Origin of the sequence: Actinomadura sp. WMMB 499 (genome assembly GCF_008824145.1) — a bacterium.
Lineage (GTDB): Bacteria > Actinomycetota > Actinomycetes > Streptosporangiales > Streptosporangiaceae > Spirillospora.
Genome location: NZ_CP044407.1, coordinates 1454563 through 1481180 on the forward strand (window position 1 = coordinate 1454563; position 26618 = coordinate 1481180).

The following is a 26618-nucleotide window of genomic DNA, read 5'->3' on the forward strand; positions in this document are numbered from 1 at the left end:
GGCGGCATCGGGGAAGACGGCGGCATCGGGGAAGACGGCGACGCCGGGGAAGGCGGGGTCGGTGGGGACTGCGGCGGCACCGGGAATGCCGGCGGCGCCGGAGACGGCGGTGGGAGCGCGGGAGGCGTGCGGGACGGCGCCGCCGGGGGCGTCGGGGATCCCGGAGACGGCGGTGGCGCCGATGGCGTCGGAAACGGCGCCGCTGACGGCGTGGGGAACGGGGGCGGGGTCGGGGGTGGGAGGGCGGGGGACGCCGGGGGTGGGGAGGGGGGCGGGAGGGATGGGGACGGCGGGGATGGCGGCGGGCAGCCCGGGCGGGGGGTCTCCCCCGTGGGCCGCGCCTCGTCATTTCCCGGATGTGACATGGCATCCCCTGCGTCAGTCGCTCACGCCGAGATCACCGATCGCATGCCGGGCGGGCCATGCCCTGGCACGGGCATGGCCGACCGGCTCCGGTTCCCCGGCACCGCCGGGGAGAAGTCTCCAATAGACAGTGCTGTCTGTAAAGCTCGCCGGAGATTCCCGGGCCGGCGGGCGACCCGGCCGGTTTGCGCGATGCGAACCACGCACATAACGCCTCGGAACGTGCCGACCGCGTCCACCAAGGTCATGAGCCCGAACCGGCCGGACGTCGTTTGCCGAATCGGCAAGCGGGTTTGCACAAATCCGCGTACGTCGCCGAAGATGCGGGCACCGCACCGACAGGAGGTACGCATGAGCAACGAGACCGAGGAGTTCTGGGAGGAGCACTACCGCGCCCGCGACCGGGTGTGGAGCGGCAACCCGAACCCGGTCATGGTCGGCGTCGTCGAGGCGCTGGACCCGGGCACCGCGCTCGATCTCGGCTGCGGGGAGGGCGCCGACGCCGTCTGGCTCGCCCGCCGGGGGTGGCGCGTGACCGCCGTCGACGTGTCCGCCGTCGCCCTCGAGCGCGCGGCGGCGCACGCGGCCGAGGCCGGTGTCGACGTCGAGTTCCAGCGGCACGACCTCGGGCACGGTTTCCCGAAGGGGTCCTTCGACCTGGTGTCGGCGCAGTTCCTGCAGTCCCCGCTGGACTGGCCGCGCGCCGAGATCCTGCGGTCGGCGGCCGCCGCGGTCGCACCGGGCGGGCTGCTGCTGATCGTCGAGCACGGCGCCGCCCCGCCCTGGTCGAAGCACCACCACGACCACCGGTTCCCGACGGCCGACGAGACGTTCGCCGACCTGGCCCTCGACCCGGCGGCCTGGACGACCGAGCGGTGCGGCGTCCACGAGCGCGAGGCCACCGGCCCGGACGGCCAGACCGGCACCCTGCTCGACAACGTCATCGCCGTCCGTCGTACCGGCCCGTGACGGCCGGAGCCCGCCCCGGCGTTCCGGGGCGGGCTCTCGGCGGTTACTTCAGGGTGACGGTGCTCAGGCGGGTCTCGCCGTCGAACACCAGGTAGACGTCCTGCCTGCCGCGGGTGTCGCGCAGGTCGGCGGTGATCTCCCGGTAGCTGTAGACGCCGCCGGTGGACGGGACGTCGAGGGTGCCGACGCGGCGCCCGTCCGGCGAACCGAGGCGCACCTCGATGGTGGTGGGCGCGGTGCCCGCGACCCGGGCGGTGATCGTGCCGGCGCCCTTGCCGAGGTCGGCGTCGGCGAACTGGATCCAGGCGCCCGCGGAACCGCTGACGACGTCGCCGTCCGCCTTGGTCTCGTCGGCCAGGACGATGCCGTCGTGGTCGTCGAAGTCGGCGGCGCGGGTCGGCCGGGACAGGTCGCGGGCCGGGATCCGCTCGCCCCGCACGCTGATCTTCACGCGCTGCCGGATGTCGGACGAGGACGAGCCGATCAGCACGTCGTGGTGCGCGCGTTCGACCGTCCACCTGTTGCGGGTGACGTCCCAGTGGGCGAGGTCGGACGCCTTGATCTCCAGCTTCACGTGCTTCGTCTCGCCCGGGGCCAGCTCGACCTTGGCGAAGCCGCGCAGCTCCTTGACCGGCTGCTTCACCCGGGACTCGCGCTGGTGGGTGTAGAGCTGGACGACCTCTTCACCGGCGCGCCGCCCGGTGTTGGTGACCGGGACGGTCACCTCGATCGTGCCGTCGGCGCTCATCGAGCGGCGGCTCGGCTTCGCCTTGCCGTAGCGGAACGTGGTGTAGGAGAGCCCGTACCCGAACTCGTACAGGGGGTCGCCCTTGAAGTACTGGTACGTGCGGTCCGCGTCGATGATGTCGTAGTCGAGGATGCTCGGGAGCTGCTCGGCGGACCGGTACCAGGTCTGCGGCAGCTTGCCGGACGGGTTCTCGTCGCCGAACAGCACGTCGGCGAGCGCGTTGCCCGTCTCGGCGCCGGCGTGGCTCGTCCACAGGATCGCCGGGACGTTCGCGTCCGACCAGGTGAGCGTCGTCGGGTAGCTGTTCTCCACGACGACGACGGTGTTCGGGTTCGCCTTCCGGACGGCCTTGATCAGCTCGAGCTGGCCCTCGGCGAGGTCCATCGTGGTGCGGTCGTGGTCCTCGCGGCCGTTGATGAACGGCATGCTGCCGACCACGACGACGGCCGTGTCCGCCTGCTCCGCCGCCCGCACGGCGGACTCGGTGCCGCTGCTGATCACGTCCTTGGCGAACGGGGTGGCGTCGGCCTTGGCCGCGAGCGCGAGGGTGCCGTCGTCCAGCACCCGCACGTACGGGTCGGCCGGGTTCTCGTAGCCCGCGTAGCGCAGGAGGTGCTCGCCGCCGGGCTGCTCCTCCAACTCGAACATCTGCTGGACGAACCAGCCGTTCGGCTGCGCCTGGCTGTTGGAGAGGTTCGCGCCCCAGTTGTGGCGGCCGACGGTCTTGCCGTTCGCGACGCTGCGCAGGGTGACGATGCCCTGGCCCCAGTCGAAGACGTCGAACTGCGTGGTGGCGTCCGGGGTGGTCGGGCCGGTCTTGAGGACGGCTCCATCGTCGCCGGCGCCGCCCGCGACGTACTCGCCCGTCCGGACGTCCTTGAGCGCGATGCGGTCGACGCCCTCGCTGGTGGTGACGTTCTCCGCGCCGGCCCGGGCGCGGACGCCGTCGAGCGGGGTCACCTCGTACGGGAGGGCGCCGGAGTACCAGTCGGTGTAGAGGGTGTCGGAGAGCGGGCCGACGACGGCGACCTTCTCGCCGGAGGACAGGGGCAGCGCCTTCTTCTCGTTCTTGAGCAGCACCGTCTGCTCCACGGCGGCCTCGCGGGCGAGGGCGCGGTGCTCGGGGCTGTCGACGGCCTCCATGCCGATGCCGGAGTAGGGGCCGCCGTCCGGGTCGAACTCGCCGAGCCGCACCCGGATGTTCAGGATGCGGCGCACGGCCCCGTCGACGTCGGCCTCGGTGAGCAGGCCCCGGTCGAGGGCCTCCTCGACCGCACCGATCGTGATGGAGGAGTCGGTGTCGTCGACCGTGAAGCTGTCGACGCCCGCCTTGAGGGTGGCGGCGTCGGCGGTGGCCAGGTCGGGGAAGTAGTTCTGCGAGCCGATGAGGTTGTTCGGGCCGCCCGCGTCGGTGACGTTGAACAGCGTCTCGTCCGTCCAGGAGCGGACGAGCCCGGCGGTGTCCGGCGTGACCGTCGCGGGACGGCCGTTCACCTTGTTATAGGCCGTCATGACGCCGGTGACCGCGTCGCCCGAGATCGGCATCCTGAACGGGACCTCGTAGTACTCCTTCTTCGTGCGCGGGCGCAGGGAGGAGGAGGTCTCGGTGCGCTTGTACTCGTTGTTGTTGGCCAGGTAGTGCTTGAGGACGGGCGCGGCCTTGAGGCGGTCCGGGTCGTCGCCGCGCATGCCGCGGCCGTAGCCGGTCGCGAGCAGGCCGGTGAGCAGCGGGTCCTCGGAGTAGCCCTCCTCGTTGCGGCCCCAGCGCGGGTCGCGCAGCAGGTTGACGACGGGCGCCCAGAGTTGCAGGCCCCACACGTCCGGGTTCTCGCTGTTATAGCCGCGCGCCTCGGTGCCGACGACCGCGCCGATCTCCTTCATCAGCGCGGGGTCCCAGGTGGCGCCGAGGCCGACCGACTGCGGAAACACGGTCGCCTTCGCGGTGCGGACGGCGCCGTCCGCGTGCACGTCGGTGGTCCAGGCGAGCCCGTGCAGGGCCTCGGTGCCGGTCTTGAACCGGCCGATGTCCAGGCGCGGGATCGGCGCCTGGTACTGGTGCAGGAGCCCGATCTTCTCGTCGAGCGTGAGCCGGCCGAGCAGGTCGTCGACACGGGCGGCCACGGGAAGGCCGGGGTCGCGGAACGGGAGGGTCTCGCGGGCGGCGGCCGGGACGGCCTGGATGAGCGGCGCCGCGAGTGCGGCGGCCAGGACGAGGGTCAGCGACCGGCTACGCCGGCCTGGGGAACGTGATCTGTCACGGCTGAGTTTCAACCTTGCTCCTTGGGTGAACTCGCCCCCGATGACGGTGTCGTCGAAGCGCTTCGACGACGGGTCGGGAAACCTCCTTCCCTCGGTGCGGTGACGGCCGGACGGGCCGGACGGGCCGGTCAGCGGGTGGCGGTGGTGCTGCTGGCGCGAGGGGTCAGGGTCGGCGGCAGCAGGGTCGCGGCCGGGACGGGCTCGCCGTCGAGCTTGGCCATCAGCAACTCGACCGCGCGGCCGCCCACCTCCCCGGCGGGGATCGCGACGGACGACAGCGGCGGATCGGCGTGCTCGGCCAGCTCGTCCGGGCAGATCGCCACGATCGACACGTCCTGCGGGACGCGGCGACCCTCGGCGCGCAGCGCGCGGACGACGGTGTCGACGACCTGCTCGTTGTGGACGAGGATCCCGGTGAGGTCCGGGCGCTCCCGCAGCAGCCGTCCGACCAGGTCCTTCGCCGCGTCCGCGCTCGCCTCGCACGGGTGGACGTCCCCGGTCATGCCGTGCTCGCGGACCGCCGCGGCGAACCCCTCGGTGACGCGCTGCGCGAACCCGGTCTCCCGCTCGTACACCTCGGGCGGGGAGCCGATCATCGCGACCTCGCGGTGCCCGAGCGCGGCCAGGTGCCGGGCGCACGCCGCGCCCGCCGCGTGGAAGTCGAGGTCGATGCAGGTCAGGTCGTCGGCGTCGGCGGGGAACCCGATGAGCACGCTGGGCCGGTCCAGCGACCGGAGAAGGGGCAGCCGCGGGTCGCGGAGCTGGACGTCCATCACGATGAGCGCGTCGACGAGCGCGCTGTCGGCGACGCGGCGCAGCCCGTCCTCGCCCTCCTCCTGGGTGAGCAGCAGGACATCGTGGTCGTGCCGGCGGGCGGCGGTGACGACCGACGTCGCGAAGCCCATCACGACGGGCACGGCGACGCCGCTGCGCAGCGGCAGCATCAGCGCGACGACGTTGGACCGGCTGCTGGCGAGGGCGCGGGCCCCCGCGTGCGGGCGGTAACCGAGTTCCCGGATGCTCGCGCGGACGCGCCGGGTGGTCTCCTCCGAGATCGAGCGCTTGCCGCTCAGCACGTAGGAGACGGTGCTCGGCGACACGCCCGCGTGCCGCGCCACGTCAGTGATCTTGACCACGGGCCGTCCCGTCGTTGTCCGGGGCGTCGATCTTAGCCCCGTTCGTCCCGATCGCGTCGCGGTACCAGAAGGCGCTGTCCTTCCACGTCCGCTCCCCGGTCGGGTAGTCGACGTGGATCAGGCCGAACCGCTTCGAGTAGCCGTAGGCCCACTCGAAGTTGTCCAGCAGCGACCAGGCGAAGTAGCCGCGGACGTCCGCGCCCGCGGCGATCGCGCGCCCGACGGCGGCGATGTGGTCGCGCAGGTACGCGACGCGGCGATCGTCCCGGACACCGCCCTCCGCGTCGACCTCGTCGTCGAAGGCGGCGCCGTTCTCGGTCACCATCAGCGGGATGCCGGGGTACTCGCGGTGCAGCCGGCGGAGCAGCTCGTCCATGCCGGTCGCGTCGATCGGCCAGCCCATCGCCGTGTACGGGCCGGGCTGCACGGCGAACTCGACGTCGTCGCAGCCGACGAACGGCGTCGCCGCCCCCTGCCGGTGCCCGTCCGCGTGCTCGCGCGGCGACGTCCCGTCCCAGGTCCGGACGAGCGTCGGCGAGTAGTAGTTCACGCCGAGGACGTCGAGCGGCGCGGCGATCGTCTCCTCGTCGCCGTCGCGGACGAACGACCAGTCGGTCAGGCCGGCGGTGTCGTCCTTGAGGTCGGCGGGGTAGCCGCGGCCGAGCATCGGGTCCAGGAACACCCGGTTCGACACGGCGTCCACGCGCCGGACCGCCTCGTCCTCGCCGCGCAGGTGGTGCAGGTTCAGGGTGACCGAGTGCCGCGCGTCCGGCGCCACCACCCCGCGCAGCGCCCCGTTCGCGAGCCCGTGCCCGAGGTTGAGGTGGTGCGCGGCCTTCAGTGCGTCGACCGGGCCGGTGCGGCCGGGCGCGTGCACGCCGGACGCGTAGCCGAGGAACGCCGAGCACCACGGCTCGTTCAGCGTGGTCCACGTGTGGACGCGGTCGCCGAGGGCCCGCCCCATCCGTTCGGCGTACTCGGCGAACCGGAGGGCGGTGTCGCGGACGGGCCAGCCGCCGGCGTCCTCCAGCTCCTGCGGGAGGTCCCAGTGGTAGAGGGTCGCGACGGGCGCGATGCCGTGGTCGAGCAGCTCGTCGACCAGCCGCGAGTAGAAGTCGATCCCCTTCGCGTTCGGCTCCCCGCCGGGCAGGACGCGCGACCACGAGATGGAGAACCGGTACGCGCCGACCCCGAGCCGCGCCATCGCGGCGACGTCCTCGCGCCACCGGTGGTAGTGGTCGGTGGCGACGTCGCCGGTGTCGCCGTTCAGCACCCTGCCCGGCGTGCGGCTGAAGGTGTCCCAGATGGACGGCGCGCGGCCGTCCTCGGCCGCCGCCCCCTCGATCTGGTAGGACGCGGTGGCCGTACCCCAGAGGAACCCCTCGGGAAACACCATCAGTTCTGCTCCTCTTCCAGAGTGATGACGACTTCGCCGCCGGACGCCCCGACGAGCGCGCCCCGCGGGTCCTCGGCGGCCGTACCGCCCCGTACGCCGGCCGCCCGCGCGTTGACCAGGAGAACGTTCCACGCCCCCGCGTCCGGGCCGGTCACGCGGACGGTCGCGCCGGTGCGTTCGGTCGTGAACGTCGCGTCCCCGACCTTCGTGACGATCCGGGCGCCGTCGGCCGGTTCGTACACCCGGAGCGTGACGCCGTCCGCGTGGTCGTAGTCGGGACGGTCGTCGACCGCGCCCTCGGCGACCACCGCGCCCGGACGGACCAGCAGCGGGACGCTCTCGAACCCGTGCGTCTCCCGCACCCAGCGCCCGCCCGCGACCCGTTCGCCGGTCGCGTAGTGCGTCCACACGCCGTCGGGCACGTAGTAGGCGACCGTCCCGTCGGGCGCGAACACGGGGGCGACGAGGAGGTCGTCGCCGAGCATGTACTGGCGTTCGAGGTGCGTGCAGGCCGGATCGTCCGGGAACTCCAGGACCATCGCGCGCATCATCGGCGCGCCCTCCTCGTGCGCCTGCCGCGCGGCGCCCGCCAGGTACGGCATCAGCCGCATCTTCAGCTTCGTGAAGGTGCGCAGGACGTCGACCGACTCCTCGTCGAACAGCCACGGCACCCGGTAGGAGCCGCTGCCGTGCAGGCGGCTGTGCGACGACAGCATCCCGAACGCGATCCACCGCTTGAACAGCGCGGGATCGGGCGTGCCCTCGAACCCGCCGATGTCGTGGCTCCAGTAGCCGAACCCGGACATGCCCAGGGACAGGCCCCCGCGCAGGCTCTCTCCCATGGCCTCGAACGTCGACTCGCAGTCGCCGCCCCAGTGCACCGGGAACCGCTGCCCGCCCACGGTCGCCGACCGCGCGAACACCACCGCCTCGTCCTCACCGCGCCTCTTCTGGAGCAGCTCGAACACGGTCTTGTTGTAGAGGAACGCGTAGTAGTTGTGCGCGCGCTCCGGGTCGGACCCGTCGTGGTACACGACGTCCGTGGGGATGCGCTCCCCGAAGTCGGTCTTGAAGCAGTCGACGCCCATCTCCAGCAGCGCGTCGAGCTTCGCCGCGTACCACTCGCGGGCCTCGGGGTTGGTGAAGTCGACGACCGCGAGGCCCGGCTGCCACAGGTCCCACTGCCACACGTCCCCGTCCGGGCGCGTCAGCAGGTAGCCGTTCGCGCGGCCCTCCTCGAACAGCGGCGACCGCTGCCCGATGTAGGGGTTGATCCACACGCAGATCTTGAGCCCGCGCTCCTTCAGCCGCCGCAGCATCCCCGGCGGGTCGGGGAACACGCGCGGATCCCATTCGAAGTCGCACCACTGGAACTCGCGCATCCAGAAGCAGTCGAAGTGGAACACGCTGAGCGGCAGGTCGCGCTCGGCCATCCCGTCGATGAACGAGGTGACGGTCTCCTCGTCGTAGGACGTCGTGAACGACGTCGACAGCCACAGCCCGAACGACCAGTCGGGCAGCTTCGCGGGCCGCCCCGTCAGCGCCGTGTACTTGCGCAGGATCTCCCGGGGCGTCGGGCCGTAGATGACGAAGTACCGCATCGACTGCCCCTCGACGCTGAACGACGTCCGCGTCACGACCTCCGACGCCACCTCGAACGACACGCGGCCCGGATGGTCGACGAACACCCCGTAGCCCGCGTTCGTCAGGTAGAACGGCGCGTTCTTGTACGCCTGCTCGCTGGCCGTGCCGCCGTCGGCGTTCCACACGTCCACCGACTGCCCGTTCTTCGCCAGCGGGCCGAACCGCTCGCCGAGCCCGTACACGAAGTGGTCGACGCCGAGGTCGAGCTGCTCGCGGACGTAGTGCCGGCCCCCTCCCGGCCCGCGCTCGTCGGTGCCGATGATCGCGGCGGCCTTCGGGGCGCTGCCGGTGAGCCGCCGCCCCTCCGCGAGGAAGTCGACGCCCCACGTCCCGTCCCGCCGGACCCGCACGGTCAGCGCGCCGGACGTCAGCGTCGCCGCGTCCGCGCCGTCGGGCGCGTCCACGACGACCTCGGGCGCGGCGTCCGCCAGCTCGAACGCGGGCCCGCGCGCCCGCTCCCCGCGAAGTGCGTGAGCGTCACGCCGATGACGTCCGGCATCGGCGACGCCGCCGTCACCGTCACCACCGGGCCCTTGAGCAGGTCGCCGCGGTGCCGGATCCGCTGGACGGGCGCGTGCACGGTGAGCGAGTCCGGTCCGGCGTCGACGTCGAGGACCTCCACCGGATGACTCGCCCGCACACCCTCGCGCATCATCCAGTAGCCGTCGCTGAACTTCATTGCTACTTCACTGCTCCTGCCGTGAGTCCGCGCGAGAGCGTGCGCTGGAAGATGAGGAAGAAGATGACGGTCGGGAGCAGGCCGAGCAGCGAGGCGGCGCTGGACATCGTGGCGTCCATCATCCGCTGGCCCTGCAGGACGCCGAGGGCGACCGAGACCGTCTGGTTGTCGTTGGAGATCAGGAAGACCATGGGGATCAGGAACTCGTTCCAGGTCCACACGAAGAAGAAGACCATCATCACCATCAGCGTCGGCCGGATCACCGGGACCACGACCCGCCAGAGGATCTGGAACCGTCCGGCGCCGTCGATGCGGGCCGCCTCCAGCAGCGGGCGCGGGAACGCCGACAGCACCGACGACAGCAGGTAGGTGCCGAACGCGCTCTGGATCACCGTGAACACGATGATCACCGCGATCCGGGTGTCGTAGAGGCCGAACTCCTTGGACAGGTAGTACAGCGGGTAGACCAGCGCCTCCTGCGGCAGCGTGTTCGCCAGGAGAAGCAGGACGAGGACCCACATGCGGCCCTTGATGCGGCCGATGCCGAGCGCGTAGGCGTTCAGGACCGACAGCAGCACCGCCAGGACCGCGACCGAGCCGCTGATGACCGCGCTGTTGACCAGCACCTGGCCGAAGTCGGTGCGCTCCCAGAACGCGCGGAGGCCGTCCAGGTAGACGCCCTCGGGCGGCGACAGGGGACCGTTGGACGAGTACTCCTGCGGGGTCTTCAGCGCGTTGAACAGCACGACGGCGAACGGGATCAGCATGATCCCTGCCATCGCGATCAGCGCGACCAGCACCGCGTAGGCGGACGGTCCGCGGCGGTGCCGCCGGCCGGGCGCGTCGCGGCGGTCGCGGCGGTCGCCGGCCGGGGTGCGGGTGCGCTTGGTGAGCGTCGCGGTCACCGGTCCTCCCCTTCCAGCTCGCGTCCCTGCGCCCGCAGGAAGACGACGGTCAGCGCGATGATCACGAGGGTCAGCACGGTCGCGATCGCCGAGCCGTACCCCACGTCCTGCTTCTCGAAGAAGTTGACGTAGGAGTAGTAGGACGGCACGTTCGTCGCCCCGCCCGGTCCGCCCTTGGTGAGGACGAAGATCTGCGGGAACGCCTTCAGCGCGGCGATCGTCGTCCAGAGCAGGACCACGAAGATCTCCGGGCGGATCTGCGGGACCGTGACGTGCCAGAACCGGCGGGCCCACGAGGCCCCGTCGATCTCGGCCGCCTCGTACAGCGACGGGTCGACCCGCTGCAGCCCCGACATGAAGATCACGAGCGGGAACCCGATCTGCGTCCAGACCATGACGGCCAGCACGGACCAGAGCGCGGTGGACGGGTCGCCGAGCCAGTTGTGCGCGAGCGAGCCGAGGCCCACGGCCTCCAGGAGCGCGTTCACCGCGCCGTCGTCGGGGCCAGCAGCCAGCTCCACACCACGCCCGCGATGACGACCGGCAGCACCTGCGGCAGGTAGATGCAGGCGCGCAGGACGGCGGCGGTGCGGGAGCCGAAGTGCCGGTCGATCAGGTCGGTCAGCGCGCCAGCCAGGACCAGCCCGACGATCGTCGGGACGATCGCCATGCCGAGGATGACGAGGACGTTGTTGCGGAAGGAGGACCAGAACCTCTCGTCCCCCATCAGCTCCTTGTAGTTCTCCAGGCCGACCCACTCGGGGTGCCGACGCCCGACCACTCGGTGAAGCTCGTCCCGATGTTCATCACGAACGGGACGCCGATCACGGCGGTGAACAGCAGCAGCCCGGGGAGCAGGTAGGGGAGGTAGGCGAGCCGGCCGCCGAGGCCGCCGGCCCGCCCGGACCGTCCGCTCATTCGGGCAGGCCGTCCTCATAGGTGGGCTGCAGCGCGGAGATGGCCTTCTTCGGGTCCTCGCCGTTCATGATCTGCTGCGTCTGCGCGACCAGGGCGTCGTAGAAGCCCGCCACCGGCCAGTCCGGGTAGTAGGCGAGCTTGTCGCCCTCCGCCAGCTTGTCGAAGTCCGCGATGAGCTGCTTGGACTTCTCGTCGGTGATCGCGGCCGGGTCGGCGGCGATGGGATGCCGCCCGCGTTGCCGAGCTGGTTCTGGATGTGCTTCTGCAGCGTGATGTTGATGAAGTCGTAGGCGAGCTCCTTGTTCTCGGAGCTCTCCGGGACGACCCAGAGGTTGCCGCTGGAACCGAGCGTGAACTTGGCCTCGGGCCAGACGAACGTGCCCCAGTCGAACTTCGACTCGGCGTTGACGCGGCCGAACCACCAGCTGCCGGAGAACATCATCGGGTACTCGCCCTTCATGAAGGCGACCCCGGCCTCCTCGGCCTTCTGCCCGACGGTGTTCTTGTCGACGTACCCCTTCTCGACCCAGTCCTGGAACGTGGTCGCGCCGTGCGTCCAGGCGGCGTCGCCGAAGTTCGCCGGGCCGGTGTAGCGCTGGAGGCTGTCGATCCAGTTGCGGTCGGCCTTGGAGAGGGCGTGCTGGTAGACGAACTGGTGCGCCATGTACTCGGCGCCCGCGTTGGTCAGCGGCGTGACGCCCTCGGCGACGAACTTGTCGAGCGCCCCGGTGAACTCGGCCATCGTGGTCGGGACCTCGACGCCGTGCTCCTCGAACATCTCCTTGTTGTAATAGACCATGACGTACTCGGCGTAGTTCGGGACCCCGAACCACTTGTCGCCGCCCATGGTGCCCTGGTCGTCGTACTTCGCGGTGACGGCGACGTTCGGGCTGATCAGCTTGTCCCAGCCCCGCTCCTGGACCTCGGCGGTCATGTCCGCGAGCAGCCCCTGGCTGGACAGCTGCCCGGCGGTGGCGTTGCCCTTGTTGTACTCCATGATGTCGGGGGCGTCGTCGGAGTTCAGGACCATCGAGGCGGTCTTCTGGATCTGCTCGAAGCCCTTCTCCTCGAACTCGACCTTGACGCCCGGGTGGGACTTCTCGAACTCCTTGATCGCCGCGTTCCAGGCGACGCCCATCGCGCTGTCGGGCGACTCGTAGTGCCAGAGCCTGAGGACGTTCGGGTCGGACTCGGCGTCGCCGCCGCCGCAGCCCGTGAGCGCGAGCGCGCTCGCGGCCACCGCCGCGATCAGGGCCGCGCCCTTGCCTGCCTTCATCATGGGTGTTCCTCCGGGGGTGGAACGGAGTGGGTGTCGGGGTCGGAGTGGGTGCCGGGGTGGTTGTCGCGTTCCAATCGAAGCGCTTCGACTCGCTCGTCGAAGCGTTTCGATTGCGGGATGTTAACCCCGGGGGCGAGCGCCGCACAATAGGTCGTTCCGCATCACTTTCCGGATCGGGCGACTGACCTGGGCGAACACGTTGGGAGCGCTCCCAGCTCCGGTGCCGGTTCAGCGGCAGCGCGCGCCGTTCAGCAGGAACCCCTCGGGCGTCGTCCCGCCGTCCCCGGCACTGCTGCCGAGGAAGCCGAACTCGACCGTCCCGCCCGCCGGGATCGACCGGTTCCAGCCCGCGGGCGTGACCGTCACGGTGGCGCCGTCCTGCACCGGCGTCCCGTTCCACAGCTGCGTGACGGCCTGCCCGTCCGGCAGGTCGAACCCGAGCCGCCACCCGTCGATCGGCCCGTCGCCGAGGTTGGTGATCCGCACCGTCGCCTGGAACCCGGCCGGCCAAGTCCCGTCGACCCGGTACGCGACCTCGCACGCCGCGCCCTGCGCGACGGCCGACGGGCCGCCGGACGTCCCGCCCGGCGCGGCGCCCGGCGACGGCGGGTCGCCGGAGGAGAGCAGCGACAGCAGCACCGCGGCGAGCGCCACCGCGCCGCCCACCGCGCCCGCGATCAGCAGCGGCTTGCGCGGCGACGCGGGGGCCTCCGCCGGTGTGTCCGCCGGTGTGTCCGGTTCCGGGCCGGGAAGCGGGTCGTCGAGGACGCGCGTCCGGTCGTGGAGGGCCGGTGCGGGGGCCGGGCCGGTGCGCCGGGCGGCGCCGGGCCGTCCGGCATCACCCGCGACAGCCGGACGCCCGCCGCCTCGGCCAGCGCGCGGGCCGCCGCGGCGGCGTCGGGGCGGGCGTCCGGGCGCGGATCGGCGCAGCGCCGGCACAGCGCGGCGAGGTCGGCGGGCACGTCCGCGGGAAGGTCGGCGGGCAGGTCGGCGGTGCCCGGCGGCCCGCCGGTGAGCGCCTGCCCGAGGACGACGCCGAGCGAGAACACGTCCGCGGCGGGGACGGCGGCGCCCCGTCCAACAGCTCGGGCGCGGTGTAGGCGGGGGTGCCGAGGACGGGCCCGCCCGCCGGGTCGGGGCCGGTGAACGCGATGCCGAAGTCGAGGACCTTCACGGCCACCGGCGTCAGGAAGACGTTCGCGGGCTTGATGTCGCGGTGCACGATCCCGGCCGCGTGCGCGGCGGCGAGGGCGTCCCCGATCGCGGCGCACACCGCGGCGGCCTCCCGCCACGGCAGCGGGCCGCGCGCCAGCCGGTCGGCCAGTGCCTCGCCGTCGAGCAGCTCCATCACGACGTACGGGACGCCGCTCCGCCCGCCGAAATCGTGCTCGCCGTAGTCGTAGACGCCGGTGATGTTCGGGTGGGCGAGGCCCGCGGCGGCCTGCGCCTCCTGCCGCAGCCGCCGGGTGAACTCCTCCGGCCATCCCTCGCGCGGCACCTTGACCGCGACCGCCCGGTCGAGGACGAGGTCGTGGGCGCGCCACACGGTGGCCATGCCGCCCGAGCCGAGCGGCGCCTCGATGCGGTAGCGCTCCCCCGGCAGGTCGCCCGGGCCCACGGTCTCCGGCATGCCCGCAGCCTATGCCAGGCGAGAACGTCCCAGCTCGGGAGGCGGGCCCGGGCCCGGGGCCGGTGCGGGCGGGCGGGCTCAGGGCACCAGGTACCGGGTGTCGCGGGCGTCGGTGATCGCCATGTGGCCGGGGGCGTGGCCGATCGCGAACTTGGGCCGGGACGCCGCGACGGCGGCCTGCGGGGTGACGCCGCACGCCCAGAACACCGGGAGCTCGTCGACCCGCACGTCCACCGGATCGCCGTAGTCGGGACGGCCGAGGTCCTCGATGCCGAGTTCGAGGGGGTCCCCGACGTGCACCGGCGCGCCGTGGACGGACGGGTAGCGCGCGGTGACGCGGACGGCGTCGGCGATCTGGGCGGCGGGCACCGGGCGCATCGACACGACGAGCGGGCCGCCGAACTCCCCGGCGCGCCGGCAGGGCCGGTTCGTCCGGTACATCGGGACGTTGACGCCCTGCTCGACGTGCCGGATCGGGACCCCGGCGTCGCGCAGGGCCGTCTCGAACGTGAAGCTGCAGCCGATCAGGAACGAGACGAGGTCGTCGCGCCAGTGCTCGGTGACGTCGGTGACCTCGGCGACCGGCTCGCCGTTCTCGTAGACGATGTATCCGGGCAGGTCGGTGCGCAGGTCGCCGGAGAAGATCGGGGCGGAGACGGCGCCGGGGTCGGTCACCTCGAGCAGCGGGCACGGCTTCGGGTTGCGCTGGGCGAACAGCAGCAGGTCGTAGGCCTGGTCGCGCGGGACGGCGATGAGGTTCGCCTGCGTCCGGCCCGTGCACCAGCCGGCGGTGGGGACGCGGAGCCCGGCCCGGAACAGGGCGCGGGCCTGCTCGGGCGTCAGCGCCCCCGGGTCGAGCGGCGCCCGGTCGGGGGCACGGTCGGGGGGAACGGAGCGGGTCATGGGACTGTCGGTCATTGCGGTGCCTTCCTGAGGTCCAGGTCCGGTGCGTGGACCGGACGGAACCGGAGCCGCTGGCCGGGGCGCGCCTGGGCGGCGCGTCCCACGTCGGCGGCGGCGACGACGGCGATGACCGGGTAGCCACCGGTCACCGGATGGTCGGCGAGGAACAGCACGGGACGTCCGGACGGCGGGACCTGCAGCGCCCCGGTGACGGTTCCCTCGCTGGGTAGTTCGCCCCGTTCCGCGTGCTTCAAACGGGGTCCGTCCAGCCGCATCCCGACGCGGTCGGTCTCGCTGGTGACCTCGAACGTCCCGGTGAACAGGGCGTCGAGGGCGCCGGGGACGAACCAGTCCGCGCGGGGGCCGGGGACGGCGCGCAGCTCGACCGTCCCGGCAGGCGGCGGCGCGACGGGCAGGACGTCCAGCAGCGGCGGTGCGGCCGGGGCCGGCCCGACGGGCAGGACGGCGCCGGGCTCGAGCGGCGGCGGGCCGAGGCCCGACAGCGTGTCGGTGGAGCGGGAGCCGAGGACGGGCGGGACGGCGACGCCGCCGCGCACCGCGAGGTAGCTGCGCAGCCCGGTCGGCGGCGCGCCGAGCCGCAGTTCGGCGCCGTCCGGGACGTGCAGGACGGTGTTCGGCGCGGCGGGGCGGCCGCCGAGGACGAGCGGGGCCGGGGCGCCGGTGACGGCCGCGAAGACGCCGCCGCGGGCGCGGATCCGCAGGCCGCCGAGGGTGACCTCGATCGCGGCGGCGCCCTCGGGATTGCCGAGCGCCCGGTTCGCCAGCCGCAGCGACGCGGGGTCCGCGGCGCCGGACGTCCCGACGCCGAGCGCCGCGTGCCCGGCGCGGCCGAGGTCCTGGACGGTGGCGCGGGGGCCGGTGGCGAGAACGTCCAGCGCCCGCTTCACGGCTTCTCCTCCATCCGGGCCTCCTCGAACGTCCGGGCTTCCTCGAACGTCCGGGCTTCCTCGAACGTCCGGGCCTCCTCGAACCGCACGTGCAGGCCCGGCCGCAGCAGCGCGGGCGGGTTCCGGTCGAGGTCCCAGAGGGCGAGGGACGTGCTGCCGATGATCTGCCAGCCGCCCGGCGACTCGGCCGGGTAGACGCCGCTGAACCGCCCGGCGAGCGCGACCGCGCCCGCCGGGACCCGCAGCCGCGGGGTCGCCCGGCGCGGGACGTCCAGCCGGGGGTCGCCGCCGTCGAGGTAGCCGAAGCCGGGCGCGAACCCGGTGAACGCCACCCGCCAGGACGCGGCGGTGTGCGCGGCGACGACCTCCTCGGGCGTCAGGCCGGTGAGCCGGGCGACCTCGGCCAGGTCGGGGCCGTCGTAGGTCACCGGGATGCGGACGGTGCCGGCGGTGCCGGGCGCCGCGCCGGGCCGCGCGGTGCGCACGGCGGCGGCGACGGCGGCCGGGTTCGCGGCGGGGTCGAGCAGGAGGGTGAGGGTGCGGGCCGCCGGGACGATGTCGGCGACGCCGGGCGGCGGGCACGCGGCCAGCGCCGAGTACAGGCCCAGCATCTCCGGCAGGCCGGGGAGTTCGACCAGGAGGGCGGCGTCGCCGCTCGGCAGGATCCGCACCCGTGCCTCATCCCCAGAGCTCGTCGAGGCCGGACAGCGCGTTCCAGCCGAGGTACAGCGACAGCAGCCAGGCCGCGACGCCGATCACGAGCAGCCACTTCGGGAACCGGTACCCGCCGAGCAGGTCGCGGCGCCGGGCCGCCACCCACAGCACGACCGCCAGCCCGAACGGCAGGATCAGCCCGTTCAGCGCGCCCGCGAGGACCAGCAGCTTGGCCGGCGCGGTCCCGATGATCAGGTAGATCACGGCGGAGACGGCGATGAACCCGACGACGATCCAGTTGCGGTACTTCTCCACGAAGGAGGAGAACGACACCAGGAACGACACGGAGGTGTAGGACGCGCCGATCACCGAGGTGATCGCGGCCGACCACATGATCAGGCCGAACACCCGCAGTCCCGCCTCACCGGCGGCGTGCTCGAAGGCCGACGGCGCCGGGTTCGCCTCCGCGAGCTTCGCGCCGCCCGCGACGACGCCGAGCACCGCGAGGAACAGCAGGATCCGCATCAGGCCGGTGACCAGGATGCCGGTGACCGCGCTGCGGTTGATGCGGCCGACGTACTCGGGCCCGGTGATCCCCGACTCGATCATCCGGTGCGCGCCGGCGTAGGTGATGTAGCCGCCGACCGTCCCGCCGATCAGCGTGGTGATGATGAGGAAGTCGATCTCCTCCGGGGCGGCGGCCTGCACCAGCGCGTCCCCGAGCGGCGGATCCGACACGATCGCGACGTACAGGGTCATGAGGATCATCACGCCACCGAGCACGATGACGATCCGGTCCATCGCGACCCCGGCGCGCTTGCTCAGGAAGATCCCGATGGCGACGAGCGCGGAGATCGCCCCGCCGATCTTGACGTCCAGGCCGAACAGCGCGTTCAGCCCGAGCGCCGTCCCGGCGACGTTGCCGATGTTGAACACCAGGCCGCCGAAGACGTCCAGGGCCGCGAGGGCGTAGCCGCCGCCGGGCACGACCTTGTTGCCGAGCTCCTGGGCGCGCTTGCCGGAGACGCCGACGACGCGCCACACGTTCAGCTGGATCGCGATGTCCACCACCACCGACACGACGATGGCGAAGGCCATCGCGGCGCCGAGCTGGGCGGTGAACACGGTGGTCTGGGTGATGAATCCGGGGCCGACGGCGCTGGTGGCCATCAGGAACATGGCGCCGACGAGCGCGCCGCGGCGGGATCGGGACGGCGGGGCCGGGGTGGAGTCCAGGGTGCCGGAGTCGGTCATGATCGGGCCCTTCGGGGGTTCGGCTTTCCGCCAGGGTAAGGATTGTTCAACAATCCATCAATCCCCTCGTATGAAGATTCGGTTAAGCTGATCGGGTGACGTGGCTCGATGACATCGCGGCGGCCCGCCACGAGCTGGACCGCTCCAGCACCGCCGCACGGGTCGCCGACCTGCTCCGCGACCAGATCACCGACGGCGCGCTCGTCCCCGGCGCGCGCCTGCCCGAAGAGGACCTGTGCCGCGCCGCCAAGGTCTCGCGCAACACCATGCGGGAGGCGTTCCGGCTGCTCGTGCAGGAGCGGCTGCTCGTCCACGAGTTCAACCGCGGCGTGTTCGTCCGGCGGGTCGGCGCCGACGGGCTGTCCGACCTGTACCGGGTGCGGCGGATCCTGGAGTCCGAGGGCGTCCGCTGCGCCGCCGCCGCGGGGCCGGACGCGCTCGGCCGCGTGCGCGCGGCGGTCGAGGACGGCGAGGCCGCCGCCGCCGAGGGCCGCTGGCCGGACGTCGGCACGGCCGACATCCGCTTCCACCGGGCCGTCGCGGCACTGGTCGGCAGCCCCCGGGTGGACGAGATGATCCGCCATCTGATGGCCGAAATGCGGCTGGTCTTCCACGAGATGGGGTCGCCCCGCGAGTTCCACGAGCCGTACCTTGCCCGCAACCGGCGGATGTACGACCTGCTCGCCGCGGGCGAGCACGCGGCGGCCGAACGGGAGCTGCGGTGCTACCTCGACGACGCGGAGGCCCAGCTCATGAAGGCGTACCGCGACCAGGGATGACGCGCGACCGGACGGCGGTCAGGGGGCGTAGTTCATGACGTGGTCGTGCAGCATGCGCGGCGCCTCGGGGTCGCGGCGGCGGAACGCTTCGATCAGCTCGGCGTGCTCGGCCGACTTGGAGTAGATCTCCGTCTGGTGCAGCCGCAGCGACAGCGTCGTCCACAGCTCGATGCCGAGCCCCTCCCACACCGACACCAGCAGCCGGTTGCCGGCCGTCTCGACGATCTCCCGGTGGAAGGCGATGCTGAGCCGCATCTGCGCGTGCAGGTCCCCGTCCCGCGCGGCGTCCGAGAGCAGCCGGTTGTGCTCCTCCAGGGCGTCCAGGCGGTCGCCGATGCGCGGGAGCGCCAGCTCGACGGCCGTCCGCTCCAGCCCGGCGCGGACGGGGAAGATCTCGGCGAGGTCGCGCTCGGTGAAGTCGCGGACGCGCGCGCCCCGGTTCGGCAGCGACTCGATCAGCCGCTGCGCCTCGAGCTGCCGGAGCGCCTCGCGCACCGGCCCCTGGCTGACGCCCAGCTCGGTGGCGATACGGCGCTCGACGATGCGCTCCCCCGGCTCCCAGCGTCCGGCGCTGATGCCCTCCACGATGAACTCGCGGATCTGATCGGCGAGACCGGTACGGAGCAGCTGGGAGGGGATGGGCGCGTTCACGGTACTTCATCGTAGACCTACGCGCAGTAAGTACGGCTTGACCGGTCGGGCGCACCCGGATCGCGGCCGGGAGGTAAGGGGGTCTTGACGAGGTAGAATATGATCGATCATAGATCAATGATGATCGGTGAGCGTCGTGGCGATCCTACGGCGTTACCCCTGAGTTAGGAAGGTCGCCGATGGCTGAGACGACCCGGTCGGCCGGCACTGCCGCCCCGGCCCGCACCAGCAGAACGCGCGGCGCCAAGGCGTCCGGGCGCGAGACCGGCCGCGCGGCGACGCCCGCGCCGGGCGCCGACGTCCCGGCGGGCAGCGCGTCCGGTTCGGGCGCCGACGCGGAGACGCTCATCGGTTACTACCGGCAGATGCTGCTGATCCGCCGGTTCGAGGAGCGCGCCGCCCGCGCCTACACCGAGGCGAAGATCGGCGGCTACTGCCACCTGAACCTCGGGGAGGAGGCCACGGTCGTCGGGCTGATGGCCGCGCTGCGGCCCACCGACTACCTGTTCACGAACTACCGCGAGCACGGCTACGCGATTGCCAAGGGCATCACCCCCGACCGGGTGATGGCCGAGCTGTACGGCCGCTCCACCGGCGTGTCCAAGGGCTGGGGCGGGTCGATGCACATGTTCGACAAGGAGGCCCGGCTGCTCGGCGGGTACGGCATCGTCGGCGGCCAGGTGCCGCTCGCCACGGGCGCGGCGCTCGCCGTCGGCTACAAGGGCGGCGACGACGTCGTCATGTGCCAGATGGGCGACGGGACGGCCGCGATCGGCGCGTTCCACGAGTCGCTGAACATCGCGGGCCTGTGGGACCTGCCCGCCGTGTTCGTCGTCATCAACAACGGGCTGGGCATGGGCACCACCGTGGAGAACTCCTCCGCCGAGCCCGAGCTGTACAAGCGCGGCGCCGCCTACCGGATGGAGTCCGCCCGCGTCGACGGGACGGACGTCGTCGCCGTGCGGGACGCCGCCGTGCTGGCCGTCGAGAAGGCCCGCGCGGACAGCCGCCCGTACCTGCTGGAGACCATCAGCCCCCGGCTGAAGGGCCACTCGGTCGTCGACCCGGCCCGCTACCGCTCCAAGGAGGAGCGGGATGCGCTCAAGGCCGCCGACCCGCTGGCCCGCATCGCGCTGGACCTCGCCGAGCGCGGGATCCTGTCGCACGACGCGCGGGACGCGCTGGACGCCGAGGTCACCGCCGAGGTCGACGCCGCGGCGGCGTTCGCCGACGGGTCCCCGGCGCCGGACGTCTCCACGCTGTTCGACTACACCTACGCCACCCCGGTCCCGGGCGAGCTGCGCCGCCTGCCCGCGGACCCCGTATTCAGTTCCTGAGGAGCCGTCCATGGCAACCGTCACCTACCGCCAGGCCCTCCGGGACACCCTCCGCGCCGAGATGATCAGGGACGAGAACGTCTTCCTGATGGGCGAGGAGATCGGGCTCTTCGAGGGCTCGTACAAGATCACCGAGGGCCTGCTGAAAGAGTTCGGGCCGCGCCGGGTGCGCGACACCCCGATCGCCGAGGAGGGCTTCGTCGGCGCCGCGATCGGCGCCGCCATGCTGGGCCTGCGCCCGGTCGTGGAGCTCATGACGATCAACTTCTCGCTGCTGGCGCTCGACCAGATCGTCAACCACGCCGCGAAGATCTACGGGATGTTCGGCGGGCAGACCAGCGTCCCGGTGGTCATCCGCACCCCGGGCGGCGGCGGGCAGCAGCTCGGCGCCACCCACTCGCAGAACGTCGAGCTGTTCTACTCCTTCATCCCGGGCCTGAAGGTCGTCGCACCGAGCACGCCCGCCGAGGCGTCCGCCATGCTCAAGGCCGCGATCCGCGACGACGACCCGGTCCTGTTCCTGGAGAACCTCGCCCTCTACAACACCAAGGGCGAGCTGCCCGCCGGGGTCGAGGACCTCGAGCCCGCGCAGATCGGCCGCGCCGCCGTCACCCGTCCGGGCACCGACATCACGCTGATCGGCTACTCCCGGATGGCGCGCGTCGCCGCCGAGGTCGCCGAGACCCTCGCCGCGGAGGGCGTCTCCGCCGAGGTCGTCGACCTGCGCAGCCTGCGCCCGCTGGACCGCGCGACGATCGTCGAGTCCGTCCGCGGGACGGGCTGCGCCGTCGTCGCCGAGGACGACTGGCTGACCTACGGCATCGGCGCCGAGATCGCCGCGACCATCCAGGAAGGCGCCTTCGACTGGCTGGACGCGCCGGTGCGGCGCGTCGCGATGGCCGAGGTGCCGCTCCCCTACGCCAAGTCCCTGGAGTCGGCGGCGCTGCCGTCCGCCGAGTCCCTGCTCACCGCCGCCCGCGACACCCTCCGCGCGACCGGCCGGCTCGCCCTGGAGACCGCCTCATGACCGAGATCCTCATGCCCCGCCTCTCCGACACGATGGAGGAGGGCGTCATCAGCTCCTGGCAGAAGCAGCCGGGGGACGAGGTCGCGGTCGGCGACGTCCTGGTGGACATCGAGACCGACAAGGCGGTCATGGAGTACGAGGCCTACGAGGCCGGCGTGCTGGAGAAGATCCTGGTCGGCGAGGGCGAGACGGCGGCCATCGGCGCGCCGATCGCCGTGGTCGCGCCGAAGGGCGCGCCGTCCGGCGCGGCCCCGGCGCCCGCCGCCGCCCCCGAGCCGACCGCCGGGGCCGAGCCGGAGGCGGCGGCTCCGGAACCGGAGGCGGCGCCCGCACCCGCCGCGGCGACGAAGCCGTCCGCTCCGGCCCCCCAGCGGACGGGCGCGTCCCGCCCGCCGGCGTCGCCGCTCGCGCGGCGGCTGGCCCGCGACCACGGCATCGACCTCGCAACGCTGTCCGGTTCGGGGCCCGGTGGACGGATCGTCCGGGCCGACATCGAGGCCGCGGTCCGCTCCGGAGGGTCCGCCCAGCAGCCGCCCGTCGCCACGGCGCCCGCTCCGGCGCCCGCCGCCGCGCCGTCCGCGCCGTCCGCGCCCGCGGCCGCGTCCCGGGCGGACGCCCCCGACGTCGAGGCGGTGCCGCTGAACCGGTTCCGCAAGGTCGCGGCCCGCCGGCTCACGGAGAGCAAGCAGAACGCGCCGCATTTCTACCTCAACCGGGAGGTGGACGCCGAGGCGCTCGTCGCGTTCCGCGCGACGCTCAACGAGGCGCTCGCCCCGGCCAAGATCAGCGTGAACGACCTGGTCGTCAAGGCGTGCGCGACGGCGCTGCGCGAGCACCCGGCGGTCAACGTCTCCTACACGGAGGAGAACCTCCTCTTCCACAAGCGGGTGCACGTCGGCGTAGCGGTCGCGGTGAAGGACGGCCTGGTCGTCCCGGTCGTGCGGGACGCCGACCGGCGGAGCGTCTCGGAGATCGGCCGGGAGACCCGCGAGCTGGCCGGACGGGCGCGCGACGGCAAGCTGTCGGCGAACGACATGAGCGGCGGGACGTTCAGCGTCAGCAACCTCGGCATGTTCGGCGTCGACTCGTTCTCCGCGGTGATCAACCCGCCGGAGGCCGCGATCCTCGCCGTGGGCGCCGTCCGGGACGAGCCGGTGGTGCGGGACGGCCAGGTGGTCCCGGGCAAGCGGATGGCCGTGACGTTGTCGGTGGACCACCGGGCGTGCGACGGCGCGACCGCCGCCGCGTTCCTCGCGCGGCTGGCCGAGCTGCTGGAGAACCCGCTGCTCATCGTCGCCTGACGGCCGCCCTCGGGGCGCCCGGAGGACGCGGGGTCTCTCCCCTCGGGCGCCCCGGCGCCCGAGGGGGCCGGGGCGATCCCGTCCGGGCGTGTCCGGACGGGATCGGGGCGGCCGCGATATGCGAAGATCGCCGTCATGTCGGTGAACGTTCCGCTGGGCCCGCTGCTCGATCCGGCCTTCCACCTGGGCACGGTCCCCACCACGTGGGCCGAGCTGCTGGGCTTCGCGACGGGCGCGGTCAACGTGTGGCTCGTCGTCCGGCAGAACATCCTGAACTGGCCGATCGGCATCGCGAACGTGATCCTGCTCGGCCTGGTGTTCCTCGACGGCGGGCTGTACGCCGACGCCGGGCTGCAGATCGTCTACATCGCCCTCCAGGTGTACGGCTGGTGGGTGTGGCTGTACGGCGGCGAGGGTCGCGACGACCTGCCCGTCCGGCGCACCACCCGGGCCGAGTGGGCGGCGCTGCTCGCGGCCGGGGCGGCCGGCACCGCCGCGATCACGTGGCTGCTGACGGCCTACACCGACTCGACCGTCCCGTTCTGGGACGCGCTGACGACCGCGCTGTCGCTGATGGCGATCTACGGGCAGTCGCGCAAGCTGCTCGAGTCGTGGTGGATCTGGATCATCGCCGACCTGGTGTACATCCCGCTGTACTTCCACAAGGACCTCAAGCTGACGAGCGTGCTGTACATCCTGTTCCTGTCGCTGTGCGTGGCCGGCCTGGCCACCTGGTACCGCGACTGGCGGCGCACTTCGGGCGGGCGCGCGGAGACCGTCCCGGCGGCCGCATGACGTACGAGCACGGCCTCGTCATCGGCAAGTTCTACCCGCCGCACGCGGGGCACCACCATCTGATCGACGCGGCGGCCGCCGCGTGCGTCCGGGTGAGCGTGGTCGTCGCGGCGTCCAGCGTCGAGAGCGTCCCGCTGGCGCTGCGGACGGCGTGGCTGCGCGAGGCGCACCGGCAGCCGAACGTCGAGGTCGTCCCGGTGGTGGACGACGCCGAGATCGACTACGAGTCCGACGAGGTGTGGTCGGCGCACGTGGCGGCGTTCCGCGCGGGGCTCGCGCTGCGTTCGGGGCTCGGCGTCGGCGTCCCGCCGGTCGACGCGGTGTTCAGCTCGGAGCCGTACGGGGCGGAGCTCGCCGCCCGGTTCTCGGCCGTGCACGTGCCGGTCGACCCGCCCCGGGAGCGGTTCCCCGTCAGCGGCACGGCCGTCCGCGCCGATCCGGCCGGGAACTGGGAGTGGCTGTCGCCGCCCGTCCGCGCGTACCTGGCCCGCCGCGTCGTGGTGGTCGGCGCCGAGTCGACGGGCACCACGACGCTGGCGCGCGCGCTGGCCGCGCATTACGCCGAACGCGGCGGCGTCTGGTCCGCGACCCGCTGGGTCCCCGAGTACGGGCGCACCTACACGGAGGAGAAGCTCGCCGCGGCCCGCCGCGCCGCGGGCGACGCGTCCCTCTGGCTGGACGACCTCGCCTGGGAGTCCGCGGAGTTCACGCGCATCGCCGAACGGCACGCGCTCCTGGAGGACGCCGCCGCCCGTTCGGGCTCGCCGCTCCTGGTGTGCGACACCGACGCGTTCGCGACCGCCGTGTGGCACGAGCGTTACCTGGGTGCCCCGGCACCCGACGTCGAGGCCGTCCACGCGCGCGTGCCGCACCATCTGTGGATCCTCACCGACCCGGACGGCGTCCCGTTCGAGCAGGACGGGTGGCGCGACGGCGAGTCGATCCGGGCGTGGATGTCGGACCGGCTCCGGGACGAGCTGGCGCGGTGCGGGCTCCGCCATCTCGCCGTCACCGGCCCGCACGAGGACCGCCTGGCCGCCGCGGTCGCCGCGACGGACGCCCTCCTCGCCGAGCCCTGGCCCTTCGCCCCGCCGCTGACCGCGTAGCGCCGGGGGAGGCGCCGGTCAGCCGGCCCAGACCAGGTCGGCGACGTAGAACTCCTTGATGTCGGCCAGCACGAGGTACTCGATGCAGGCCGCGGTGCCGGGGGCGGTGTGGGTGTAGTGGACGCCGACGCCGTCGAGGGGACGGCCGGGAGGCGGCAGACCCGCGTCGACAGCGGGACCGCCGTGCCGGGCGAGGTCGCACAGGAAGTCGATCAGGTCGTCCTTGACGGGCGGCGGCACGGATTCGAGCACGTCGGCCGCCACCTCGGAGCAGTAGACGGTCCAGCCGCTCTTCTCGCTGCGCGGCGCGGCGGCGGTCACCCGCGGGGGCGGGGACCGCGCCGGGCGGCGATGTCATCGAGGGCGACGGCGCCCCGGCGGTCGAGCGCGCGGGCGCGGCGGCGCTCGCGGTCGGGGAGCTGGTCGAGCATCGCCTCGGCGTACCAGCCGGACAGCACGTTGTCGAGCTCGCGGCCCCGCTCGGCGTCCCGGACCTCGGCGAGGAACGCGGCGCGCTTCTCGCGGGACAGCCACGCGCCGATGCCCTCGACGGTGCGCGGGATGCGGTGCACCCGCCCGCGATGGCGCGGGGGTTCGGCCGGCATGGCGCTCACGGGGCTCCCCTCCGTCGGTCGTGCGGCCCTGGGTCGTGTGCCGGGGAGGCTACCGGCCGCCCCCGACATCCGCACCGACATCGCCGCCGCATCGTGCTTCCATGATGGCCGGAACGGGCCGGGGACGTCCGGTCAACGCGCCGGGTCGAGGGCGAAGTCGAGGGAGAACAGGTCCTCGTCGACGCGGTCGAGGGCGAGGCGGACGGCGCCGAGGCCGACGGACTCGTCGCCGAGCGGGGACTCCTCGATGCGGACGGGCGCGAGGCACAGCGGACGGACGTGCCGGACGAGTTCGGCGACGAGCGGGTCGCCGGGACGGACGAGCGGTCCGCCGACGACGATCATCTCGGGGTCGAGGGCGAGGGCCATCGCGGCGACGCCGCGGGCCATCCGGGCGGCGAGGCGGGCGGCGGGTTCGGCGGCGAGGGCGCCGGCGGTGTCGCGGAGGCCGAGTTCGGGGAGCATGCCGACCTCGCCCGCGGCACCGGAGCGGCCGCGGTGCAGGCGGCCGCCGATGAGGACGCCGATACCGGTGTGCAGCCCGGCGTGCACGCAGACGACGTCGTCGGCGTCGCGGGCGGCACCGCGCCAGCGTTCGGCGAGCGCGGCGAGGTTGGCGTCGTTCTCGACCAGGACGGGGCAGGCGAAGGAGCGGGCGAGTTCGCGGCCGAGGGCGACGCCCTCCCAGCCGGGGACGACGGTGCAGGACGCGACGGTGCCGGACGGGTCGACGACGCCGGGCGTCCCGGCGGCGACGGCGCGCAGCGAGCGGCGCGCGACCCCGGCGGCGGACAGGCAGGTCTTGACGGCGGCGCGGACGGCGGCGACGCGTTCCGCGGGCGGGGCGGCCGGGGGGAGGTCGGCGCGGTGGCCGCCGACGACGCCACCGGCGAGGTCGGCGACCAGGAGGCGGGCGCGGTGCGCGTCGATCTCGATGCCGAGGACGTGCCCGGCCTCGGCGCGGAAGCGGTAGCGGCGGGCGGGGCGGCCGAGCCCGGCGCCGTGCCGGGGCGCGACCTCGGCGACCAGGCCGCGGGCGGTCAGCTCGCCGAGGACGCCCTCGGCGGTGGGGCGCGACACCCCGACCCGCTCGGCGAGGGCGGACAGCGTGAACTCGCCGCCGGCGCGGAGCGCGCGGAGGGTCGCGGCGGAGTTGAGGCGGCGCAGGACCGAGGGATCTGCTCCGTGCGGGGACGGTCGGGTCACGGAACCTCTCGACGGCGGTCGGCGGGCCGGCGCACTCGCGAAAGACGTTCGCGCGGTGACGGTCGGTGGCGGCGGCTCGAGGATACCCAGCCGGGACGGCGGGACGAGGGCCGAGCGGGGCCCCGCGATCGCGATGGCCGGAGCCGGTCTCCGAGCC

General features: G+C 73.2%; 27 protein-coding genes. 7 read left to right on the forward strand and 20 right to left on the reverse strand.

All coding sequences use genetic code 11. The features are described from left to right. Nucleotides 1–714: 714 nt before the first annotated feature. Nucleotides 715–1332, forward strand: a complete 618-nt coding sequence (locus F7P10_RS06305) for a bifunctional 2-polyprenyl-6-hydroxyphenol methylase/3-demethylubiquinol 3-O-methyltransferase UbiG (RefSeq protein ID WP_151008492.1) — start codon at nt 715–717, stop codon at nt 1330–1332. A 43-nt stretch (nt 1333–1375) separates the two neighbouring features. Here the strand turns inward: F7P10_RS06305 and F7P10_RS06310 are convergent, their stop codons facing one another. The 16 genes from F7P10_RS06310 to F7P10_RS06370 all read right to left on the reverse strand — a co-directional run bounded on the left by F7P10_RS06310 (nt 1376) and on the right by F7P10_RS06370 (nt 17645). Next, nucleotides 1376–4351 carry a glycoside hydrolase family 3 protein gene (locus F7P10_RS06310; RefSeq protein ID WP_254716443.1) on the reverse strand — a complete coding sequence of 992 codons (2976 nt, stop codon included), beginning with the start codon at nt 4349–4351 and terminating at the stop codon, nt 1376–1378. Nucleotides 4352–4467: 116 nt separating this feature from the next. Then, nucleotides 4468–5475 (reverse strand): LacI family DNA-binding transcriptional regulator, encoded by a 1008-nt coding sequence (locus tag F7P10_RS06315; RefSeq protein WP_151008493.1) that lies wholly within the window; start codon nt 5473–5475, stop codon nt 4468–4470. Then, the gene (locus F7P10_RS06320) at nt 5459–6871 is read right to left on the reverse strand and encodes a GH1 family beta-glucosidase (RefSeq protein ID WP_151008494.1); all 1413 of its coding nucleotides are present in this window, start codon (nt 6869–6871) and stop codon (nt 5459–5461) included. Before F7P10_RS06320 ends, F7P10_RS06315 begins: the two co-directional genes overlap by 17 nt. Further along, nucleotides 6871–8946: an alpha-xylosidase gene (gene yicI / locus F7P10_RS06325; protein ID WP_254716733.1), complete on the reverse strand. Its 2076-nt coding sequence runs from the start codon at nt 8944–8946 to the stop codon at nt 6871–6873. Before yicI ends, F7P10_RS06320 begins: the two co-directional genes overlap by 1 nt. Then, complete coding sequence (locus tag F7P10_RS43975; RefSeq protein WP_254716444.1) at nt 8883–9194, reverse strand: hypothetical protein; 312 nt, start codon at nt 9192–9194, stop codon at nt 8883–8885. Before F7P10_RS43975 ends, yicI begins: the two co-directional genes overlap by 64 nt. Nucleotides 9195–9196: 2 nt before the next feature. Next, nucleotides 9197–10099 (reverse strand): carbohydrate ABC transporter permease, encoded by a 903-nt coding sequence (locus F7P10_RS06330; RefSeq protein WP_254716445.1) that lies wholly within the window; start codon nt 10097–10099, stop codon nt 9197–9199. Continuing rightward, nucleotides 10096–10620, reverse strand: a complete 525-nt coding sequence (locus F7P10_RS43980; protein ID WP_254716446.1) for a carbohydrate ABC transporter permease — start codon at nt 10618–10620, stop codon at nt 10096–10098. Before F7P10_RS43980 ends, F7P10_RS06330 begins: the two co-directional genes overlap by 4 nt. Then, nucleotides 10584–10880 (reverse strand): carbohydrate ABC transporter permease, encoded by a 297-nt coding sequence (locus tag F7P10_RS43985; protein WP_254716447.1) that lies wholly within the window; start codon nt 10878–10880, stop codon nt 10584–10586. The genes F7P10_RS43980 and F7P10_RS43985 overlap by 37 nt, the downstream gene beginning before the upstream one ends. Beyond that, the gene (locus F7P10_RS43990) at nt 10826–11017 is read right to left on the reverse strand and encodes a hypothetical protein (RefSeq protein WP_254716448.1); all 192 of its coding nucleotides are present in this window, start codon (nt 11015–11017) and stop codon (nt 10826–10828) included. The genes F7P10_RS43985 and F7P10_RS43990 overlap by 55 nt, the downstream gene beginning before the upstream one ends. A 64-nt stretch (nt 11018–11081) precedes the next feature. Next, the gene (locus F7P10_RS06340; protein ID WP_254716449.1) at nt 11082–12296 is read right to left on the reverse strand and encodes an ABC transporter substrate-binding protein; all 1215 of its coding nucleotides are present in this window, start codon (nt 12294–12296) and stop codon (nt 11082–11084) included. Nucleotides 12297–12524: 228 nt separating this feature from the next. Further along, nucleotides 12525–12962: a cellulose-binding domain-containing protein gene (locus F7P10_RS42040; RefSeq protein WP_176611324.1), complete on the reverse strand. Its 438-nt coding sequence runs from the start codon at nt 12960–12962 to the stop codon at nt 12525–12527. Between the two features lie 172 nt (nt 12963–13134). Further along, nucleotides 13135–13926 (reverse strand): serine/threonine-protein kinase, encoded by a 792-nt coding sequence (locus F7P10_RS06350; RefSeq protein ID WP_151008496.1) that lies wholly within the window; start codon nt 13924–13926, stop codon nt 13135–13137. 78 nt (nt 13927–14004) lie between these two features. Further along, nucleotides 14005–14829, reverse strand: a complete 825-nt coding sequence (locus tag F7P10_RS06355) for a putative hydro-lyase (protein WP_218040634.1) — start codon at nt 14827–14829, stop codon at nt 14005–14007. An 11-nt stretch (nt 14830–14840) separates the two neighbouring features. Next, nucleotides 14841–15737: a biotin-dependent carboxyltransferase family protein gene (locus F7P10_RS06360; RefSeq protein ID WP_151008498.1), complete on the reverse strand. Its 897-nt coding sequence runs from the start codon at nt 15735–15737 to the stop codon at nt 14841–14843. Further along, nucleotides 15734–16408, reverse strand: a complete 675-nt coding sequence (locus tag F7P10_RS06365; protein WP_151008499.1) for an allophanate hydrolase subunit 1 — start codon at nt 16406–16408, stop codon at nt 15734–15736. Before F7P10_RS06365 ends, F7P10_RS06360 begins: the two co-directional genes overlap by 4 nt. Nucleotides 16409–16415: 7 nt before the next feature. Continuing rightward, nucleotides 16416–17645: an NRAMP family divalent metal transporter gene (locus F7P10_RS06370; RefSeq protein ID WP_151008500.1), complete on the reverse strand. Its 1230-nt coding sequence runs from the start codon at nt 17643–17645 to the stop codon at nt 16416–16418. Between the two features lie 95 nt (nt 17646–17740). On the opposite strand from F7P10_RS06370, the gene F7P10_RS06375 reads away from it, so the two are divergent. Beyond that, the gene (locus tag F7P10_RS06375) at nt 17741–18424 is read left to right on the forward strand and encodes a GntR family transcriptional regulator (protein WP_151008501.1); all 684 of its coding nucleotides are present in this window, start codon (nt 17741–17743) and stop codon (nt 18422–18424) included. Between the two features lie 18 nt (nt 18425–18442). On the opposite strand, the gene F7P10_RS06380 is transcribed toward F7P10_RS06375, so the two are convergent. Then, nucleotides 18443–19075, reverse strand: coding sequence for a GntR family transcriptional regulator (locus tag F7P10_RS06380; protein WP_151008502.1), 633 nt, complete (start codon nt 19073–19075; stop codon nt 18443–18445). A 179-nt stretch (nt 19076–19254) separates the two neighbouring features. Between F7P10_RS06380 and pdhA the strand changes: the two genes are divergently transcribed. The 5 genes from pdhA to F7P10_RS06405 all read left to right on the forward strand — a co-directional run bounded on the left by pdhA (nt 19255) and on the right by F7P10_RS06405 (nt 24641). After that, nucleotides 19255–20412 carry a pyruvate dehydrogenase (acetyl-transferring) E1 component subunit alpha gene (gene pdhA / locus F7P10_RS06385; protein WP_151008503.1) on the forward strand — a complete coding sequence of 386 codons (1158 nt, stop codon included), beginning with the start codon at nt 19255–19257 and terminating at the stop codon, nt 20410–20412. 10 nt (nt 20413–20422) lie between these two features. Continuing rightward, nucleotides 20423–21439, forward strand: a complete 1017-nt coding sequence (locus F7P10_RS06390; RefSeq protein ID WP_151008504.1) for an alpha-ketoacid dehydrogenase subunit beta — start codon at nt 20423–20425, stop codon at nt 21437–21439. Further along, complete coding sequence (locus F7P10_RS06395) at nt 21436–22740, forward strand: dihydrolipoamide acetyltransferase family protein (protein ID WP_151008505.1); 1305 nt, start codon at nt 21436–21438, stop codon at nt 22738–22740. The genes F7P10_RS06390 and F7P10_RS06395 overlap by 4 nt, the downstream gene beginning before the upstream one ends. A gap of 135 nt (nt 22741–22875) precedes the next feature. After that, the gene (gene pnuC / locus F7P10_RS06400) at nt 22876–23535 is read left to right on the forward strand and encodes a nicotinamide riboside transporter PnuC (RefSeq protein WP_151008506.1); all 660 of its coding nucleotides are present in this window, start codon (nt 22876–22878) and stop codon (nt 23533–23535) included. After that, nucleotides 23532–24641: an AAA family ATPase gene (locus F7P10_RS06405; RefSeq protein WP_151008507.1), complete on the forward strand. Its 1110-nt coding sequence runs from the start codon at nt 23532–23534 to the stop codon at nt 24639–24641. Before pnuC ends, F7P10_RS06405 begins: the two co-directional genes overlap by 4 nt. A gap of 18 nt (nt 24642–24659) precedes the next feature. On the opposite strand, the gene F7P10_RS06410 is transcribed toward F7P10_RS06405, so the two are convergent. The 3 genes from F7P10_RS06410 to F7P10_RS06420 form a co-directional block, all read right to left on the reverse strand. After that, the gene (locus F7P10_RS06410; RefSeq protein ID WP_151008508.1) at nt 24660–24962 is read right to left on the reverse strand and encodes a hypothetical protein; all 303 of its coding nucleotides are present in this window, start codon (nt 24960–24962) and stop codon (nt 24660–24662) included. Continuing rightward, nucleotides 24959–25255, reverse strand: coding sequence for a hypothetical protein (locus tag F7P10_RS06415; RefSeq protein WP_151008509.1), 297 nt, complete (start codon nt 25253–25255; stop codon nt 24959–24961). The genes F7P10_RS06410 and F7P10_RS06415 overlap by 4 nt, the downstream gene beginning before the upstream one ends. A gap of 132 nt (nt 25256–25387) precedes the next feature. Beyond that, entirely contained in the window at nt 25388–26461 is a 1074-nt protein-coding gene (locus F7P10_RS06420; RefSeq protein WP_151008510.1) for an ROK family transcriptional regulator, read from the reverse strand. Between the last annotated feature and the right edge of the window lie 157 nt (nt 26462–26618).